Origin of the sequence: Acinetobacter sp. YH12086, from assembly GCF_013419345.1 — a bacterium.
Taxonomy (GTDB): domain Bacteria; phylum Pseudomonadota; class Gammaproteobacteria; order Pseudomonadales; family Moraxellaceae; genus Acinetobacter; species Acinetobacter amyesii.
The window spans coordinates 1-17,109 of the sequence record NZ_VPAF01000007.1 but is presented as its reverse complement, the minus strand read 5'-3'; the positions used below and the strand labels follow the sequence as shown (position 1 = coordinate 17,109).

At 34.5% G+C, this 17,109-nt stretch carries 12 protein-coding genes, 3 pseudogenes and 1 other annotated feature; of the genes and pseudogenes, 7 read left to right on the top strand and 8 right to left on the bottom strand.

The window, feature by feature from the left end:
* Positions 1 to 15: 15 nt before the first annotated feature.
* The 5 genes from thyA (at position 16) to FTU29_RS09415 (ending at position 6,916) form a co-directional block, all read left to right on the top strand.
* Complete coding sequence (gene thyA / locus FTU29_RS09435) at positions 16 to 627, top strand: thymidylate synthase (protein ID WP_257226914.1); 612 nt, start codon at positions 16 to 18, stop codon at positions 625 to 627.
* An 88-nt stretch (positions 628 to 715) separates the two neighbouring features.
* Entirely contained in the window at positions 716 to 1,951 is a 1,236-nt protein-coding gene (locus tag FTU29_RS09430) for a tyrosine-type recombinase/integrase (RefSeq protein WP_180121522.1), read from the top strand.
* Positions 1,948 to 4,311 (top strand): tyrosine-type recombinase/integrase, encoded by a 2,364-nt coding sequence (locus tag FTU29_RS09425; protein WP_180121520.1) that lies wholly within the window; start codon positions 1,948 to 1,950, stop codon positions 4,309 to 4,311. The genes FTU29_RS09430 and FTU29_RS09425 overlap by 4 nt, the downstream gene beginning before the upstream one ends.
* A complete protein-coding gene (locus FTU29_RS09420; protein WP_180121518.1) occupies positions 4,311 to 6,422 on the top strand; it encodes a site-specific integrase in 2,112 nt (703 codons plus the stop codon). The genes FTU29_RS09425 and FTU29_RS09420 overlap by 1 nt, the downstream gene beginning before the upstream one ends.
* Positions 6,419 to 6,916 carry a hypothetical protein gene (locus FTU29_RS09415; protein WP_180121516.1) on the top strand — a complete coding sequence of 166 codons (498 nt, stop codon included), beginning with the start codon at positions 6,419 to 6,421 and terminating at the stop codon, positions 6,914 to 6,916. Before FTU29_RS09420 ends, FTU29_RS09415 begins: the two co-directional genes overlap by 4 nt.
* 124 nt (positions 6,917 to 7,040) lie before the next feature.
* On the opposite strand, the gene FTU29_RS09410 is transcribed toward FTU29_RS09415, so the two are convergent.
* The 4 genes from FTU29_RS09410 to FTU29_RS09395 form a co-directional block, all read right to left on the bottom strand.
* Positions 7,041 to 7,892: a thymidylate synthase gene (locus tag FTU29_RS09410; RefSeq protein ID WP_180121514.1), complete on the bottom strand. Its 852-nt coding sequence runs from the start codon at positions 7,890 to 7,892 to the stop codon at positions 7,041 to 7,043.
* Positions 7,893 to 8,167: 275 nt separating this feature from the next.
* Positions 8,168 to 9,364 (bottom strand): hypothetical protein, encoded by a 1,197-nt coding sequence (locus tag FTU29_RS09405; RefSeq protein ID WP_005232277.1) that lies wholly within the window; start codon positions 9,362 to 9,364, stop codon positions 8,168 to 8,170.
* Positions 9,364 to 9,852 (bottom strand): hypothetical protein, encoded by a 489-nt coding sequence (locus tag FTU29_RS09400; protein WP_005232280.1) that lies wholly within the window; start codon positions 9,850 to 9,852, stop codon positions 9,364 to 9,366. Before FTU29_RS09400 ends, FTU29_RS09405 begins: the two co-directional genes overlap by 1 nt.
* Complete coding sequence (locus FTU29_RS09395; RefSeq protein WP_180121512.1) at positions 9,845 to 13,225, bottom strand: hypothetical protein; 3,381 nt, start codon at positions 13,223 to 13,225, stop codon at positions 9,845 to 9,847. Before FTU29_RS09395 ends, FTU29_RS09400 begins: the two co-directional genes overlap by 8 nt.
* 65 nt (positions 13,226 to 13,290) lie before the next feature.
* On the opposite strand from FTU29_RS09395, the pseudogene FTU29_RS09390 reads away from it, so the two are divergent.
* A pseudogene (locus FTU29_RS09390) lies at positions 13,291 to 13,722 on the top strand (transposase); the annotation flags it as partial.
* A gap of 61 nt (positions 13,723 to 13,783) precedes the next feature.
* Here FTU29_RS09390 and FTU29_RS09385 read toward each other — a convergent pair.
* Entirely contained in the window at positions 13,784 to 14,215 is a 432-nt protein-coding gene (locus tag FTU29_RS09385; RefSeq protein ID WP_180121510.1) for a hypothetical protein, read from the bottom strand.
* Complete coding sequence (locus FTU29_RS17445) at positions 14,212 to 14,433, bottom strand: hypothetical protein (RefSeq protein ID WP_257226913.1); 222 nt, start codon at positions 14,431 to 14,433, stop codon at positions 14,212 to 14,214. The genes FTU29_RS09385 and FTU29_RS17445 overlap by 4 nt, the downstream gene beginning before the upstream one ends.
* Before the next feature lie 199 nt (positions 14,434 to 14,632).
* On the opposite strand from FTU29_RS17445, the pseudogene FTU29_RS09375 reads away from it, so the two are divergent.
* Positions 14,633 to 15,866: pseudogene (locus tag FTU29_RS09375) on the top strand (IS3 family transposase).
* Positions 14,908 to 15,024: a sequence feature (AL1L pseudoknot), on the top strand. It overlaps the preceding pseudogene by 117 nt.
* Positions 15,867 to 16,088: 222 nt before the next feature.
* On the opposite strand, the gene FTU29_RS09370 reads toward FTU29_RS09375, so the two are convergent.
* The gene (locus FTU29_RS09370) at positions 16,089 to 16,589 is read right to left on the bottom strand and encodes a YqhA family protein (RefSeq protein ID WP_019838469.1); all 501 of its coding nucleotides are present in this window, start codon (positions 16,587 to 16,589) and stop codon (positions 16,089 to 16,091) included.
* A gap of 306 nt (positions 16,590 to 16,895) precedes the next feature.
* Positions 16,896 to 17,006 (bottom strand): annotated as a pseudogene (locus FTU29_RS09365) (IS3 family transposase); the annotation flags it as partial.
* Positions 17,007 to 17,109 lie beyond the last annotated feature (103 nt).

Sequence of the window (17,109 nt, the reverse complement as noted above, 5' to 3'; positions counted from 1 at the left end):
AATTATGAGAGAGACATGCGCCAGTATTTAGACCTTTTACAACACATTCTCGACAACGGCGGCGACAAGGGCGACCGTACGGGTACGGGAACACGTTCTGTATTTGGTCATCAAATGCGCTTCGATCTTTCTCAAGGTTTCCCTTTACTCACCACCAAGAAAGTTCATTTCCGCTCTATCGTGATTGAACTGTTGTGGTTCCTTAAAGGCGATACCAATGTTCAATATTTGCAAGACAATAAAGTCTCGATTTGGGATGAATGGTCTACAGCAGAACAAACTGCACGCTTCGGTCGTCCTGCCGGAGAATTAGGTCCTGTTTACGGTCATCAATGGCGTAATTTCGGTGCAACCAAAAAAGCCGATGGCCTATATGAACAAGATGGTTTTGACCAAATTAAATGGTTGGTCAATGAAATCAAAACCAATCCTAACTCACGTCGTCTAATCGTGTCTGGTTGGAACCCAAATGAGGCAGGTAATGTTGCATTGCCACCATGCCATACCTTGTTTCAATTTTTTGTTCAAAACGGAAAATTATCTTGCCAATTATATCAACGTAGTGCTGACGTTTTCCTTTTATTCCCCCATATTAAAAATGCACAGTACGGAACTTTAGCAGCATAAGAACTCTTACATATCTTTGTTTATAGTGACGTTGAATTTTGCACAATATGTTGTATAACTTAATCAGTGTATTAATTTGGCGTAAATTATGGATGTCAAAATTTGTTCTAATACAAGTTTAGACTTATCAAATTCTTTCTTGCATAGTCAAATCTCAAACTTACCACTAAAACAATCAGTGAAAGTAAACGGTGTTGGGGTATTTGACGATAACGGTAAGATCCTGCCTCTTATTTCCGAATATTTATCATATCAACACAAACATAAAAAAATTGCTTATAAGTCAGTAGATACCTACGGTAAAAATTTAACTTACTTTTTGAAGTATATTCGTAATCGTCCTGATTATGACGATGATGAATCCGATGAGGTATTTACTACAGTTCCTAGATATGTAATTCAAGAATATCTAACGTTCTTAATTCGAGATGGAGAAAAGAGCTCATCTACGATTAGAAATCGTGATGCCACTATTCGTGCTTTCATGGAGTTTCTCTGTGACTCTATAGAAGGTCGCGAACAGCTCAGAAAAGACAATCCATATAGCAATGGATACCTTTCAAATCCACCCAAACGAATCCCCATTAACTCTTGTACTCTAGATGATCTCGCCACATTAATAGAATGTACTTCCTTTGAAAGAGAAAGGGTGTTACTACAATTTCTATATGATTCTGGCTTACGTCGTTCAGAATTACCTAGAGTTACTCTTGAAGATTTCTGGAACGCTGCTAACTTTAATTCTGAAAAGTTTATTGCTAACGATTCCGACCAACCTATTCAGGCCAATTATATCCCTTTAGAAGTTAAAGGTAGCAAAGGTCGAGCAAATCAAATCAAACCTCGTTGGACCTTAATTAGTTCAGCTACCATTAAACGTATACAAAAGTATCACGCATCACTTTTATATAAGAAGTATGCGCGCAAATACACCACTCCAGCAGAAACCCCAGCATTCTTTAATGCTAACGGCACGCCCTTTACTCCAAGTTCAATCACCAAATTACTTGAACGCGTAAGTAAACGTGCAATTAAACAAGGTAGACTTCAAAGGATAATTTCTCCACACAAGCTACGACATGGCAATGCTTATGCAATATTACAATCCAATGATTTAGGAACTGACTATCTTGATAGGCTCGTTATTGTTCAAAAAAGCTTTGGACATAATCATCTTAGTACTACACAGATGTATACGAGTATTCCTCAGGATATTTATAACAGTATGTGTGATGAGAATGGAGAACTATTAACTAGAGCCGAAAAAATGGAGCGCTTAAGTAAAGCCACACAATTAAAATTTGGGATCAGAGACATCAAATGAATAAAGTTAAAGATGTTAAATCTGTGGTTATAAAATGGGTTTCGACAGTATCTGAAGATGTAGATGCATTGTGGGAAATACCAATTAGCAAGGCTAATATACCTATAGGTTTTAATGTAGATGTCAATTATATCCAACGTACTCTTAATATTTCACGATCTGCAGCACATCAATATCGAGAGTATGCCTACCCATTGATTGAAAAAATGATTCAAGAAGGAATTTTAGTAATTCCAGAGGGGACTTACGAAATTGCAGCTATTGAAAATCGAAGAAAGTTAATTAATTGGTATCGGCAGTTATCCTTAGAAGAGAAAAAATTATTACCTATTTTTGGTAATAAAATTGCGCTCGGTCAAATGTTTTTAAATCAGTGCCCAATAACTAAAGGATGCTTAAGATTCAGTCTAGTTAAAGAAGCATGGAACTTTATCCATCAAGATCTTGAAAAAATTGGACTAATCAGTGCGAATTATAAAAGTGTTGCCCAAAGATCAGCTCAAAAAAAACTTTCTCAAGAAAACAACTCTGAAAATCAGAAAGAGCATTTTAAAAGGTTAGCCGCGACAAAGTTAAATATTTCTACTGACTTCTTTGAACCTTCAAAACTGGAACCATTTATCCAAGTTGAACAACTTTTTGCCTCGCAAAGTAATACCGTAGCATCGGAATCTGGTAAAAGTAACTTTCAAATTGCATATGTTCAATTTATTGAATTCTTATCTGAATTTTATGGACATAAGCCTTTAAAAATTAAGGAGGTTTTTAACGAACATTTACTATCAAGATATCGAAAGTATTTAGAACAGAAAATAATTAATAAAAAAATATCAAGTTCTCACGCCAATACAATTTTAAGTTCAGTACGTATCTCATTGAATAGATTAGTTCAAATACAAGATATTGGTTACAGTTTTTATGATGTAAATGGGTTTCATACTAGTAGAGAAACCGATTTAAAAAAGCCATTCTCGAAGAATGAACGACTCCAAATACTTGATGCCATTGAAAAGGGTTTACAGGAATCTAGAGCAAATCTATCACCTTATAAAAAGGTTGGTGTTGGTAAAAACCCTCTTGATAGTAACGGAGCTAGGATACGAGGGCTATCAACACTAGATAATGCACGATGGCTCTTTGAAAATCCGTTAGATTGCAAGCCTGTTCATCATAGTACAGCTCAATCACCTATTGAAAAGGCTTTTCTACAAATCATAAGCAATTCAGATAAAGGCTTAATAGAGGTATATAACGAATGGGGAGTCACCCCAATGATCGGAGCCGATTTATTATTACCTTATCTTTTAAAGCTGGCCCAAGTTACAGGTTTAAATACAGACTCTTTACTCTCTCTCACTCTAGATGATTATGAGCCTTGCCACCCAGCTACGTCACGACCTTGTCTCCGATATTGGAAAGAGAGGTCTGATGGATTTAAGGAATATCACCTTGATCTTTTCAAAGCTGAACTGACTTGGCTTACATCAACACAAGCCAACGTTGTAAAAGAAATTTTTCAAGAAGTAATTCAATTGACGAATAGTATGAGACAAGAAATTGAAGATGAAACTATCAGAAAGAGGTTGTTTATTTATCAATCAAACAGTACAAAAAAGCATGGGAGAATTTCTCCTCTGTTAGGAATGGAAGATAAAAATGCAAAGAAACTGGGAGACCATCTTTCTAGGTTTGTTGACAAATACAATTTAAAGAATGACCAAGGAGAGCCCTTAACATTGACCTTAAGTCGGTTTAGACCGACTTTTGTAAGTGAAATGCTTGATAATGGTGTATCTCTACGCGAAATCCAACTTATGTTAGGACACTCATCGATCCAAACAACTATTGGTTATTTAGACTCTTTAGACTTTAATTCAATAAGTAGAAAGAAAATTAATGATAAGTTGAGTGAAATACATCTATCTACTTTAGAACAGAAAACTAAAAAATTACCAGAAAAGATAGAGCTAAAAGATAAAAAAGAATCGGTGATAACTTTTCATACTCCTTTAGCTGAATGCAAAAATATTTTCGACCCTCCCGACTTTGTAAAAAAATTATCCTCGTATGTACCGGGTACCCCATGTTCTCAATACAACAAATGTCTAGGTTGTGACAATGTCATCATCACTGCTAAAAATCTTCCTGAAATTTTTGCAATGAAACGTGATTACACCCTGCTAACCCAACATACCCGTGTTATGGACACACCTTACGGGCATGTCATTAAAGAAAATCTAAAACTTATAGAAAGTATTCTAGATCCAGAATTATCTAGTTTTTCGATACAAGAATTAGAACAGGGACAAAGATTATCTGAATATATAGAAACGACAATATTGGTTGATGGAGCACTTTAATGGATAGTGAAGAAATATTAAATGTTCTCACAAGTTTTTCAAAATATCGTACCAATATTTTGAAGAGGCTGGATCCTATTAAAGATCCAATCTCTGAATATTCTCAGCAAGAAGATACTGATTCTACTTCAGCATATATGAATCTTCTTATGGAAAAACCTATATCCCAAAAATCAAGATTCTCAGATAATGTTTGGGATTTTAATAATGAATATCCTAATGCTGCACGAAATGTCCAAGGTGCAAAACTGCGAATTAATTTTGCTAAGTTCCCAGATATTCCAGTATTTATTTTAATCGAATTGAAAATTATTTTTGAGCTTGCCTTACTCAACAATCTAATTTTTAAGCCTCAAAATACAGGTAAAAAAAGCCGCATAAAAGAAATTATAAAAGCCAACTCATTGATACCAATTTTTGAAAGTGGCCTAGAGTTCGTTAATGAAATATTCAAACAAGCATCTTATGAATTTGGCAATGAGTTTGTTCACTCACAGATCAAAACATTATCAGATATAACACCAGAGCTATATTACAAAGCTGCTCAAAATTATAAACGTGTGAAAGGCAAAGAATTAGATATATTCTTTAAATATCTACGTCATCCAGCTTCTCGTCAGTATGTATTTAAAGAACCTCTTACTTATGTAGAATTAAATAGCTTGGAATGGAATAAAGTAACCTTAGCTGCAAAAACGAAGAAGCAGCAAGTACTGCCTGATTTAGTATTTGAATCTCTATCAAGAATTGCTTCTTTTATTGTAGTTGACTTTTTAAATGCTATAGGGGATCGAGAGAAAATATCGGATACTAATTCTTTAGAAAGGTTCAATACAAGTAATCACTCTTCATGGGCAAGTCAACAGAGGGTTACTCATGAGATTCTCCAAGCTTACACTGCACTCAGATTGAGAGACAAAGGATACTCCTCAAAATTTGTCACAAGTCTAATCAAACCTTATGATTGGATGAAAAACAATAAGTCCGATGTATTTGGAGGACTGACTTTACGTAAAGAATTGAGAAAATGGGGTTATGAATTAGATAGTCTTCGAAGGTATTTCAACCTCGTATCTTATTCATGCCTTTACTTAGTTGGTCAATATACTGGAATGAGGCCTTCCGAACTATCAGAGGTAAAAGTAGAAAATTGCTCATGCTTAGTTCAAGGAGATGGGGTCTGGCTCATTGAAAGTATTGTCAAAAAGCATAGAGAAGAAATTACTACAGGATTGTTTGACGATAGATGGGTTGCGATACCAATTGTTAGAGACGCAATATTAGCAGCTTCTTATATTGCTAAAATTAAGGCTTCACCTTATTTAGTTTCGAGTGTAGATACTGTTAGCCCTGGCGATCTACCTAAATCAATGCAAAGTCAGGGTATTAAACACCAGATGGATATTTTTCTTAATCTTTTATTAGATAAAAACACAGCCCATCAAATCAATTTTAACGCTTATATGTTAAGACACACATTAACATATCAGTTATTTAGAGCTGAAGTAGGTCTACCTTTAATATCTTTCCAACTAAAGCATTTCGTGGATAGTATCTCTAAATATACATTTGCTGGAGCCACTTCTTCGGCAACTCTTGGCTATGGTGAAATTGGAGAAATGTTAACAAAAAATGGGCATCGACAAGGAGATAATAGATCTTTACGTCGAGCAGCAGAATTAGAGGCAATTAAAGCTGCTCATAATCCGAATGGAATATATTATGGGGGTAAAGCGAAAGAGCATAAAGAAAATTTAATTAAAACATTTCAAGGATATATGGCTTCAGGCTATAGTGAAGAAGAAGTGTATGAGGCTATGGCTGACCAAGGTGTAGCTGTTGTATATATGGGACAGGGCCTTTGCTATGGTGGTAAACAGGAGGAATATGATCCAACTTTACCATGTCTTGGTTCAATGCGCTGTAACCCCGTTAGATGCAAACAAGCGATAATTACCAGCAAGTATGCTCCTAAATGGCGTGAAATTTATAGCTTGAATAAAGCAAATCTCAATAAACCAGAATATGCTCATAGTTCTGAACAAATACTAGCAGTAATTAATGAAGCCGCCATGGTTTTAAAAATGCTGGGTGAGGAGGTTGAGATATGAATCATCAAGCTTATGACCAAAAGAATAAAGCAGACTTTAATGACTACACGTCTACTCTCGAAAAGGCTTTAAAAGAAATTGAAAACAATAAGAATCTAAAGGCATCTGTAGCTCAACTTGAAAGAATGACAGGAATTCATCGAAATACCATCTCAAACCGAGAATGGCCTGTCAAAAAACTTAAGGAAATCAAAAAAGAAAGAGAAAAAGAGAAATTACGTGAAGAACAATCATGTTTGCAGACTGAACCATTGGACAAGAAATTAACTCAAGTACAAAACGAAGTTATCTACTGGTTTAGTATGTACCAAGAGATGAAAGTTTTTTTTGAGAATACTAAGCAACAGCTAAAAAAAGCAAAAGAATCTCGGGATTATTATGAGAAGTTATATAAATCAGGTCAAAAATCATTTATAACCGCTGAGCAAGAGATTGAAAGATTAAAAGATTTACTAGAACAAAATGGAATTAGTCCTGATCAGTTCAAAAATTAATTATAAGAATATCAATTTACCCATTTTGATTAATTAAATATTAATCAAAATGGGTAATCTTAGAAGATTATAGTCTGATGGCCAAATTTGCATTATCAATGCACATTAGCTTTCCATCTATTACTTATACAGAAAATGGATAGGCGATAGGCTCATGATATCGATAGCCTTCAACCTCAAAGTCATCCAATGTTACCCATGTTTCAATATCCTCTAAGCTTTTGATATCCGGATTAATATGAAGCTTTGGAGATGGATAAGGTTCACGTTTTAATTGCACATCACGCATGAGTTCTAATTGATCCTCATAAATATGTGCATTCACAATTTTATGATAAGCCTTTCCTGCTTTATGCCCCGTGATTTGAGCCATCAGAGCAAGTAAAGTGAAAACTTGAATCTGATTAAAGTTTTGACCTAACGGTACATCACATGAACGTTGAGATGAAGTTAAATAAAGAGTATCTCCTACCAAAGAAAAGGTATGAGTATGCATACATGGGCGTAAGCACCCCATATCAAACTCACCTGGGTTATAAAAAGTTAGAATTTCACCACGATCATCAATGCCATTGCGTAAGTCATCGTAGATTTTACGAAGTTGGTCAAACTCTTTGCCTTCGGAGTTACGCCAATGACGTCCTTGAACTCCATAAACGCGCCCCATATCATCTTGACCTTTACGATGGGGGTTAGCTAGCCAAGCTCCATTTTCGTTAGCATTCGCATTCCAAGTATTGCAGCCAATAGCTCGGAATTGAGCAGCATTGTCATATCCTCGTAGGTAGCCTAATAGCTCTGCAATAGCTGCTTTCCAATAACTTTTTCGAGTCGTCACTAAAGGAAATTCATTTGCCCCTACGTTGTACTCTAAATCAGCATTAATAACGGTTAAACAACGCTTTCCAGTTCGTTCATTTTCAACCCATATGCCTTCATCAACTATGCGTTGACACAAATCTAGATACTGCTTCATTCAACCACCTTAATTTCACTTCCCTCTTAATAGGTCATCTATACCCATGAAGTTATTAGATTAAGCTAGATTAATTCACTTTCGCTTCAAATCTTAAAAATTCAGGACTACAAATTATTCTATTACGAGGCTCTTTCTATTATAGAGTTTCTTCATCTAGTTCTACAAACTTGTTTCAATAGGGGTAAAATTCAATGCATGTAATTTTGGGTAACTCCAAATCAAGATATATTACTAACAATTAGTTTGGCTTTAAAAAGCTCATAAATGAGCTTTTATTTATTAAAAAACTTTTCTATAAGCCTCAGAGCGACACTAGCACTCATAAAGCTACAATAGTTGTGAAAATCATCATCTTTTGCTCTATCGGCTAAATCAGAAACAGATTTAATGCAAATAGCTTTCGTCGTTTGTCCATAGTGATTAGCGCAACTGTAATAAAGACCATAACATTCCATGTCTATAGCAGCCATTTTTCTGTGCTGACCTCTGAATACTTTTTGTATATCAGCAGAAGCAACAACTGAACTCCCAGAAACCATAGGCGCAGATACTAATTTAGGGTGATTCTGAGGTCTAAATTCCTTGTAATTTTCGTAGAAGGAACGCATTTCGCTATCAATTGTCTTAGCTATAGCAACTAATTCATAATCTGCCTCTTTGGCATCAGATGCAGATTGTAATGCCCCATCTTCTGTCCATTTTCCTGCTTGCCAATCCCAACTCTTATCAGCTACAACAACATCACCTACTGAAACTGCATCTGCAAACCCACCACATATACCAGTCATGATTAACACTCTCGGTTTGAAGCTTTTTAACACAACTTCCGTTGAATGTGTCGCTGCAATTGGTCCCATTTGATTGAGATGGGCACATGCAATTTTTAATGTTTTACCACTAACTAAATTCAATTGCCCTGTTTTATAGTTGATGTTTGATCCGAGTAGCTTTTCCTCTGAGAGACTAAGTGGCCAATTTTTATAAACAGCCTCTAATTCAGGTTTTCTTAGAGCATTTAAAATCACTACATCATAATTAAATGATGTATTCTCACTCTCCGTTCTTAATACTCGTTGCACAAACTGTTGAAGAGCATTTTTCCACTGCTCCTGATCTGGTGAGACGTGCAACACACTTGTAACTAACTCTCTAAACTGATCATCAACAGCATTAAGTGTTTCTTGACATGCTGTAACACCTAGAATATGTGTAGGAGTTGGAAAAACTCGATCTTCAACTATTTGTCTAAGCAGGTTAATGCTGCTATCAGCAGATGGTTTTGCCCCCCCTCGCGCTGGCAATAATACATCTATGAGCATTAAATCAAATTTATATTGATTTAATTTTCTACTTGCATCTGCAGCGTCTTTAGCAATCAATAAATCATTTTCATCTATTCCTTGCCCAATCAAAAATCGTCTAAGTTGATTAATTTTTAAGTCACAATCATCTATAAGTAGTACATGCATTATTTTTTAGCTACCAAATTAATTTTTTCTAAAACTTCAACCAAAGCAGTTTGCCATGGTCCATATTGTCCAGTGTAATGAATAACCCCTAAAAATCGTTGATCTAGCTCCTGTTCCAATATTTCTTGCAATCCTCTAGGATCACGTTTTTCTTTGATTTGAGGTAACGTGAATTCTTCATATTGAGTAAGAACAACACTATATGTATCTTCAGTTTCACTATCAATAAATCTCAAAACGTCTGCTCCACCAAAACCTAGTGGCCGACCTCCGCCCAATCGGTCTTTAGCGATATCAAATGTCGGAATTGACATATCTACTACAGCGAGCACAATTTCCCTATTCGATATTTCAGTAATTGCACTCGATAAAGATTCAACCGTTATTATCTGGACATCTGGACTTAATATCGATCTAAGAAATGATAGAATCGAGTTTAATTTTGGCTTATCGTCTTCAATAACTAGTACGTTTTTTTCATTATACATGAGCTTCGAAACGTCCTTCACGTTCAAAAAGTTGAATTGTTATCTGCACAAACCATCGCGAATTTTTTAAGCCAAAATCAAAAGGATTTGGACACTGTGTTTTTTTCACAGATCTGACAATTCTACGAAGTTTAGGAAAACCAGAACCTCCCTCCTTACTGACTAAGTGAATAGGCAAGGTATTAGCAATGTATTTCTCTTTTAAACGATCAATTTCACTCTGTGTTAATTCACGTAATTTATCCTCCGATAAATCACTATAGACTATTAAAGTTAACAGCTTATTTGAATCATTAAATTCAGTTTCAATGTCGATATTTTTCAAATCTGATCCGAGACCTGAATGCTTCCAAGCATTTTCAAAGATCACAAATAGACAATCTGTTATAACGGCTAGAGCTGTAGTTGTCAGAGAAATTTTAATAGTATCTTGATGGTGGAAATTTGCATCCAACGCTCTGTAAACATTTTGTGTTGCTGCTTGTGCAATATTAATAGCATCAGGTAACTGAAAATCTTCATCATTAGCATGATTCGGTAATCGGAACCAATCTGAAACAACATCGCATTGCGTCTGAGTATCAGTTGAAATCCGCTGAAGCATCGTTATCAGTGGCAATAAATCAGATCCAATATTCAAACTTCTAAATTTAGAAATCAATCCATCAAATTCATTTTTAATTTTCTCTTTAAAATCATTGGTAATATACAAATTAATATCTTTTAGCCCTAAATCAACTAAAGATTTCCAAAACAAAAAGTAACAACTAGCAAGGAAGGCTGAGAATGATAAATTTGTTTCATCAAAATCATCCAACATACCCGTAATCACTTTCAAAAATTCCTTGTTAAACCAATATTTAAATGCTCCACGGGGTTTTTCTTTAGAATTAATTTGAACAAAATCATTTACTAACTCATCTACTAAAAATTTCACTTTTTTAGAGAAATCCTCAAGAATAGCTAAAATTTCCTCTAGAGTTAGATGATTAAATTCTAAACTGTCAGACCATTCATTAACGAACTCACGCTTAGATATATCACCTGAAAAATATAGCAGTCTTTTTTCTTCCAAAGGTCCAAGAATAGTACCCCTTAAACTACCATGTCTAATTCTTAAGCTTAGATAACAATCTAATCCATCTGTAGGATCAGTTAAAAAACGTTTATATAATCGATCAATAATATCTATTAACATTGCAGATGAAATACTTGGCTGACCATCCGATACATCTTGAAGTAATTGAAGATGCTTAGCATCCACTGAGAATTGACTGACAATATCATCTATAAAACGTGTACCAGAAGACGAGCTTTTCGTAGCAATCCAACGATTAAAATCAGTTAAAATTTCTGATTCTGCCCATCTATTGATTGCTGATTCATTAACAAAAACCCTTGTTTGATTAATTGTTTTTAAACCTTTTTGCAACGTCTGATCAAAGGTCAAATCTTTAATTTCATCAGTATATTTTGTAGCATTCTTTTTATCATTATCCCACTGTAGTAATAGTTGCAGAACCTCAATACGTTCTTGTCTAATTTTTTCTGTCGTATCTAAATCATCACAGAGTGAAAGATTTTCATCTACCCATACATTAAGAAAAAAGTGGATAATTATTTTCTTAAGATCTTCATTATTATAAAATAATTCATTAATATTCTCTCTAATACCATTAACAATTATAGAGCGACAAGCCATTTTACATATATATGCGATACCTTCATTATCCGTAAGCTGATATGTATAATGTGCAATTAGACCAACTTTCAAAAAATCTAAATTTTTAAAAAATTTCCATTTTCTATTATCAAATATATCAGAAACCTTAAATTCATTTATGATACGAGGTGAATCAATCACCCATTCATTAATTAAATCAATTGCTTCAATTACTTGATTTTTTTCATTAAATATTGCCAACCTAAACTTAGCAACCTCTCTTGACCAAAAGCCACCAAAACTATCCAACTCATTTAATAAAATGTCCAATAATTCATATTGTGCCTTCGAAAATAAATAATCTGCTAACCATAGAAAAATGACATTTCTACTAACTTTATTATCTAGTTTACCTTCTACAAACCCAAGCACACTCTCGACTATTTCATTGTTTTCTTTAGAAAAATATTCTTTCAAAAGTTTTATACCAACATCAAAAGAGAATGTTGTTATATCTTCCAAAGTGAAATTACTACTGAATATGAAATGGTTAGGGCTTTGATTATACCCAATGTCATTAGACACAAAATGTACAGTTGAATTAAGTACAACTTGGCCTATATCTAAGTTTTTATAATTAACTGCAATCTTAAATAAATTATCAATCTCATCTTGAGCACCATTACCTTGATGCTCACATTTTTTTATTAAACTTTTAATATTACCTATTAAAGAATTATCTTCTTCTAATTCTTCTACTGAACTGAAATTTAATGCTTTTAAAAAATCATTTTCTTTAATTTCAGTAAAAAAATTCACATCATCACTAATAATTAATTTCAAATATTTATTAAGTCTAGGATCATTAACTCCAGCTTCAATTAATTTTATTATAATTTTCCCAACATTAGGTTTTAAATGTTCTAAATCTTTACTAATTTGAACATAAAGAATAGCCTCAATAAAAATCTCATAATAATCAACTAATGATGATGTAATTTCTTTAGACAGCAATAATGGAAGATTTTCTTCTATGTTATTAATGGTGTTAAAAGCCCGATATTCTAAATATGGAATTACCCATGAATCCATACCTTTTAGCCGAGGAAATGAGTTTTGACACTTCCCATAGAATGCATAAAATGAAAAGGTTTCATCACAACGATCACTTAGAATTTCGTATATCAGACCGTTTATCTTTCTACCTGACGCACTAATTAACGGGCTTAACCATTGACTAAGGCTTTCCATTCCATGAAGACGATGGTCGATAATACATCTAAGTTCAATAGCCCAAAAAGTCCAGCCATGTTGATCAATAAATGAATCTATTAATTGTCTGGCTTCACAGAATTTATCTTCTAGAATTAAATTTTGTGTAGCATTCCTAATTTCTAAATATTGATTGAGACTATTTGCTTGTGATTCTAACCAATAAGCAGCCCAATACAGCTCGTTTTTTAATGATAAGGGTTCTAATCCAATAAAGTGCCCTACTAATTTTTCTGATTTATCTTTACCTAAACTCAGAAATACATTCGCATCATCATACCCAAAGATACAAAATTGCTTTATACACTCCTTATATTCAGCTATCGAAGCACTCTTTCTTAAATTGCTCAACGTTTCTAAAGGGGTTTTTCTAAGCGCTTGCCCCTTTCTAAAGGCAAGTTTAGCTTGAGATATCTTTATAGGTTTTTTTTTAGCCATATTGATTTATTAATTAAAAGTTTCACTAAATTTTATCATTTTTTTCATAAACTTAATATTCATATAACAGCTTGAAATACGTATCATGGAAAGATTACAAGGCGGTCACTCAGGATTTAAAAGCCGTTTATCAGTCACCTACTGAAGAGGCAGCCTTGATGGCCTTGGATCAATTCGCCCAAACATGGGATGACAAGTACCCACAGATCAGCAAAAGCTGGCGTACACACTGGGAGAATCTAAATACCTTCTTTGCTTATCCAGCCGAGATACGCAAAGCCATCTATACCACCAATGCGATCGAATCATTAAACAGCGTAATACGTCAGGCGATCAAAAAGCGTAAAGTCTTTCCAACGGATGATTCTGTACGTAAAGTGATTTACCTGGCAATTGATGCAGCGTCTAAAAAGTGGAATATGCCTATTCGCGACTGGCGTTTAGCCATGAGCCGCTTTATTATTGAATTCGGTGACCGCTTAAGCAATCGCCTTTAAATTTATGAAAAGCAATTACACAAAATTATTTACAGGCTCAGTAGGGTAGTCTTAATTTGCATTATTTAATCCCTAGTAATTTTTTATATCTTGCATTGTCTTCTTTCAAAACATCCCTACAGTCTCTACCTACTTCTCTATTATTCTTCTCAATTTCTTTTTCCGCAGATTTTATATATGTTCTATAAGCGTAGTCGTCACTTATTCCTGCATTAATTACTTTTAAATTTCTTTGTATTTGGGCTATAAAATTATAATGAACGAAATTTGACCTGCACAGATTAGCTTTTCTATCTAATTCATCTCTAGATCTTACATAGATTTGCCTATCCCGCATCTGAAGTTGTTCATACAAAGCAAACTCACGTACAACTTGTTCACGACTAGTTAATTCTATTGTGGGATATTCATAAACATAATCTGGAGTTGCATGTGTCAATATTGGTAAACCAAACACCATAATTGAACTTAGAATTATTTTTAAAATGGTCATTTTATAAGCTGTTGTAAAGCTTCAGATAGTTCAGTATAGCATTCTGTACCTGATCCGTTGAATGAAATTTTAGGCTTATAGTGGTAGTCGTTCATTTCTGTTTTGAACGCTACTTCTATGTCATAGACTGCTTCTGCTGTATCGGGTAGTTCTAGTAGGATCTCCCATTCGTATGGCATAGAGCGAACTGTACCGTATCTGGTGAGTATGTTGTTCATTGTTATGCCGAGTTTGTAAAATGACTCTTCCTTATTCCGACATTTGATTAGGTAGAAGATTGGTAGACCGCCATTCAGTACAGCTTGATCTAGGAAGGCTTGACGCTTACAGCCCTTGATCTTCATTTGTTGTCTTCTTAGTACGTGGCTGAACCGTACCGGGTTTGTCGGAGACCAAGCTTTCTGAGAGAATGTCCCGATGAAAAAAGTAAAATATACCCCTGAAATCAGAGAAAGAGCGGTTCAATTATTGATTGAATCCGAGAAAGATTATCCATCGAATTGGGCTGCGATCACCGCTATTGCTCCCAAGATAGGTTGTACTCCTGAAACTCTACGTGTTTGGTATCAAAAATATTTAGATAAACAAAACCCAATTAAAGTACAGCAACTTTCAGATCAAGAACGTATTAAACAACTCGAACGTGAAAATAAAGAACTGCAACGTGCTAACGAAATTCTACGTAAAGCAGCCGCTTTTTTCGCCCAGGCGGAGCTCGACCGCCCACACAAATAATGGTAGATTTCATCCATAACAATAAGGCGTTATATGGTGTTGAGGCGATTTGCAGGATTTTACCGATCGCGGCTTCTACCTATTATCGAACACTAGATTTCGTTGAAAACCCAGAACATCGAGCAAAGCGAGATCTACATGACTTGCATCATGCTGAACAAATTAAACGAATTTGGAAGGAAAGTTCAGGTCGATATGGTGTGCGTAAAGTTTGGCAAAAATTGAAACGTGAAGGCTATGTTATTGCTCGCTGTACAGTTGCTCGATTGATGCAAAAACTAGGTATACAAGGTGTTTGGCGTGGTAAGAATAAACAAACTACCCGTAGCCGAGAGGATCAAAAACGAGCAGATGACTTGGTGAAACGCAATTTTAGTGCTGATCATCCTGACCCTTGCGAAGCAATACTTCTCAGGTCGCTGACTTCACGTATATTCAAACAAATTCAGGCTGGGTTTATACTGCATTTATTATTGATGTCTTCTCACGAGCAATTGTTGGATGGAAAGTATCGACACGGATGAATACAGATATGGTGCTCGATGCACTTGAGCAAGCGTTACATGCTCGAGACATGCCAAAGAATGTGATTCACCATAGTGACAGAGGGGTTCAATATCTTTCCATTCGCTATACCAATCGTTTAGAAGCAGCAAATTTACGAGCATCAGTCGGTACGACCGGTGATTCATACGATAATGCTTTGGCTGAAACAGTGAATGGCTTATACAAAACAGAGGTGATTGAATATTTAAAAGCAGATTGGCAAGGTTTAGCGGATGTACAACTTGCGACATTAAATTGGGTAGATTGGTTCAATAAAGAGCGTGTACATAGTGCACTAGGTTATGTGCCACCTTTTGATTTTGAAGCAATGTACTATGATAAAATTAATCCGTTAGGTCTGGTGGCCTAACTTAAATAAAAAGTCTCCGACAAACCCGGTACGGTTCACGGAGATTTTTTGATTAAAGAAAGAGTACAGTATTTCTATTTGAAGCTGCAATCTTTGACGCAATTTTGAGTTTAGTGAAGTTTGAATCAGACATTTTTTCTCAATACATGACGATCTCTAATCTTAACTTCAATTAAATGCTCAAATAAAAGAGTAATTATAAATGAGTCCTTGCGATTTAAGTTATTCATCGTCTTTGTGATGATCATTATCGAATAGCTTACAAGTAAAAATTATTGCTAATATGACTAGGCTAGAAGAAATACCAGCATATAAGTTGGCTAAAGTTCCACCAAAAGCAACAAGATCTTCTAAAAACAAGATGACTATAACTATAATAGATACATGTAATATAATAAGTTTTAGATCATGAAACTTATTAATTGATAGTGTCTTAAGAAAAGAACTATTGTCAAAAATAGCTTGTCGAATAAATAATTTATAAAAACCTGCTGAAATTAAATGAAATGTAATAGCAATTAACGAGACATCGAGGATTTTTAAAAATTTAACAACAACTATTTTTACTTCAAAATTAGTTGCATATATATTTTTTATAATAAAAGTTATTGCATCAATTAGAAGATATATAGTTGATAAATATAAAAAAATAGAAGATAGTATGCAATTTATAATAACTATAATAACTAAAAATCTACTCTTTTCAAAAAAATTTTGTAGCACTTGATAACATCCCTTAAAATGAGGCTTTGTTGCATAAATATGTAAGCATCTGATTTAAATAAATTTAATTTTGGATCAAAAAATAATCAAAACTTTTAAAATCATATAGTTATGATATCTTTGTGCAACAAAGCCGTCCAGTACTGGAAACTACATCATAACCTCTCTGATTAACTGAATCAGCTAATTGTCCTAAGGTCATCATAGCTACATAAAGTTCCCCAATTCTTCCTGTTAAATGCCTTAATTCTGCAATAGGCATTCCCCGGTAATCCTCCCATAAATAACCGAAGTTAAAAGTAGAGGTTAAGCAGCCATTAGAGGTGGCCTTCCTTTGTTTGCTTGGTGTGGTCTTTCATGGTTGTAATGCCACAACCAGTTTGTTGCATAATCTGGCACTGTTGCAAATAGAGATTTGAGTCGATGATGTTCCCTTTAAAAAGTACTTAGAGACCGAAAACCCTGTTGATTAGACACACTTCACCCTGAGGCTGACCATAATAAAATGACGATGCTTGTC

Excerpts from the sequence above, each read along its gene's own strand:
- thyA (WP_257226914.1), top strand. The coding sequence starts at position 16 with ATGCGCCAGTATTTAGACCTTTTACAACACATTCTCGACAACGGCGGC.
- FTU29_RS09415 (WP_180121516.1), top strand. The coding sequence starts at position 6,419 with ATGAATCATCAAGCTTATGACCAAAAGAATAAAGCAGACTTTAATGAC.
- FTU29_RS09400 (WP_005232280.1), bottom strand. The coding sequence starts at position 9,852 with ATGTATAATGAAAAAAACGTACTAGTTATTGAAGACGATAAGCCAAAA.
- FTU29_RS17445 (WP_257226913.1), bottom strand. The coding sequence starts at position 14,433 with ATGAACAACATACTCACCAGATACGGTACAGTTCGCTCTATGCCATAC.
- FTU29_RS09420 (WP_180121518.1), top strand. The coding sequence starts at position 4,311 with ATGGATAGTGAAGAAATATTAAATGTTCTCACAAGTTTTTCAAAATAT.
- FTU29_RS09430 (WP_180121522.1), top strand. The coding sequence starts at position 716 with ATGGATGTCAAAATTTGTTCTAATACAAGTTTAGACTTATCAAATTCT.
- FTU29_RS09395 (WP_180121512.1), bottom strand. The coding sequence starts at position 13,225 with ATGGCTAAAAAAAAACCTATAAAGATATCTCAAGCTAAACTTGCCTTT.
- FTU29_RS09425 (WP_180121520.1), top strand. The coding sequence starts at position 1,948 with ATGAATAAAGTTAAAGATGTTAAATCTGTGGTTATAAAATGGGTTTCG.
- FTU29_RS09405 (WP_005232277.1), bottom strand. The coding sequence starts at position 9,364 with ATGCATGTACTACTTATAGATGATTGTGACTTAAAAATTAATCAACTT.
- FTU29_RS09410 (WP_180121514.1), bottom strand. The coding sequence starts at position 7,892 with ATGAAGCAGTATCTAGATTTGTGTCAACGCATAGTTGATGAAGGCATA.
- FTU29_RS09385 (WP_180121510.1), bottom strand. The coding sequence starts at position 14,215 with ATGACCATTTTAAAAATAATTCTAAGTTCAATTATGGTGTTTGGTTTA.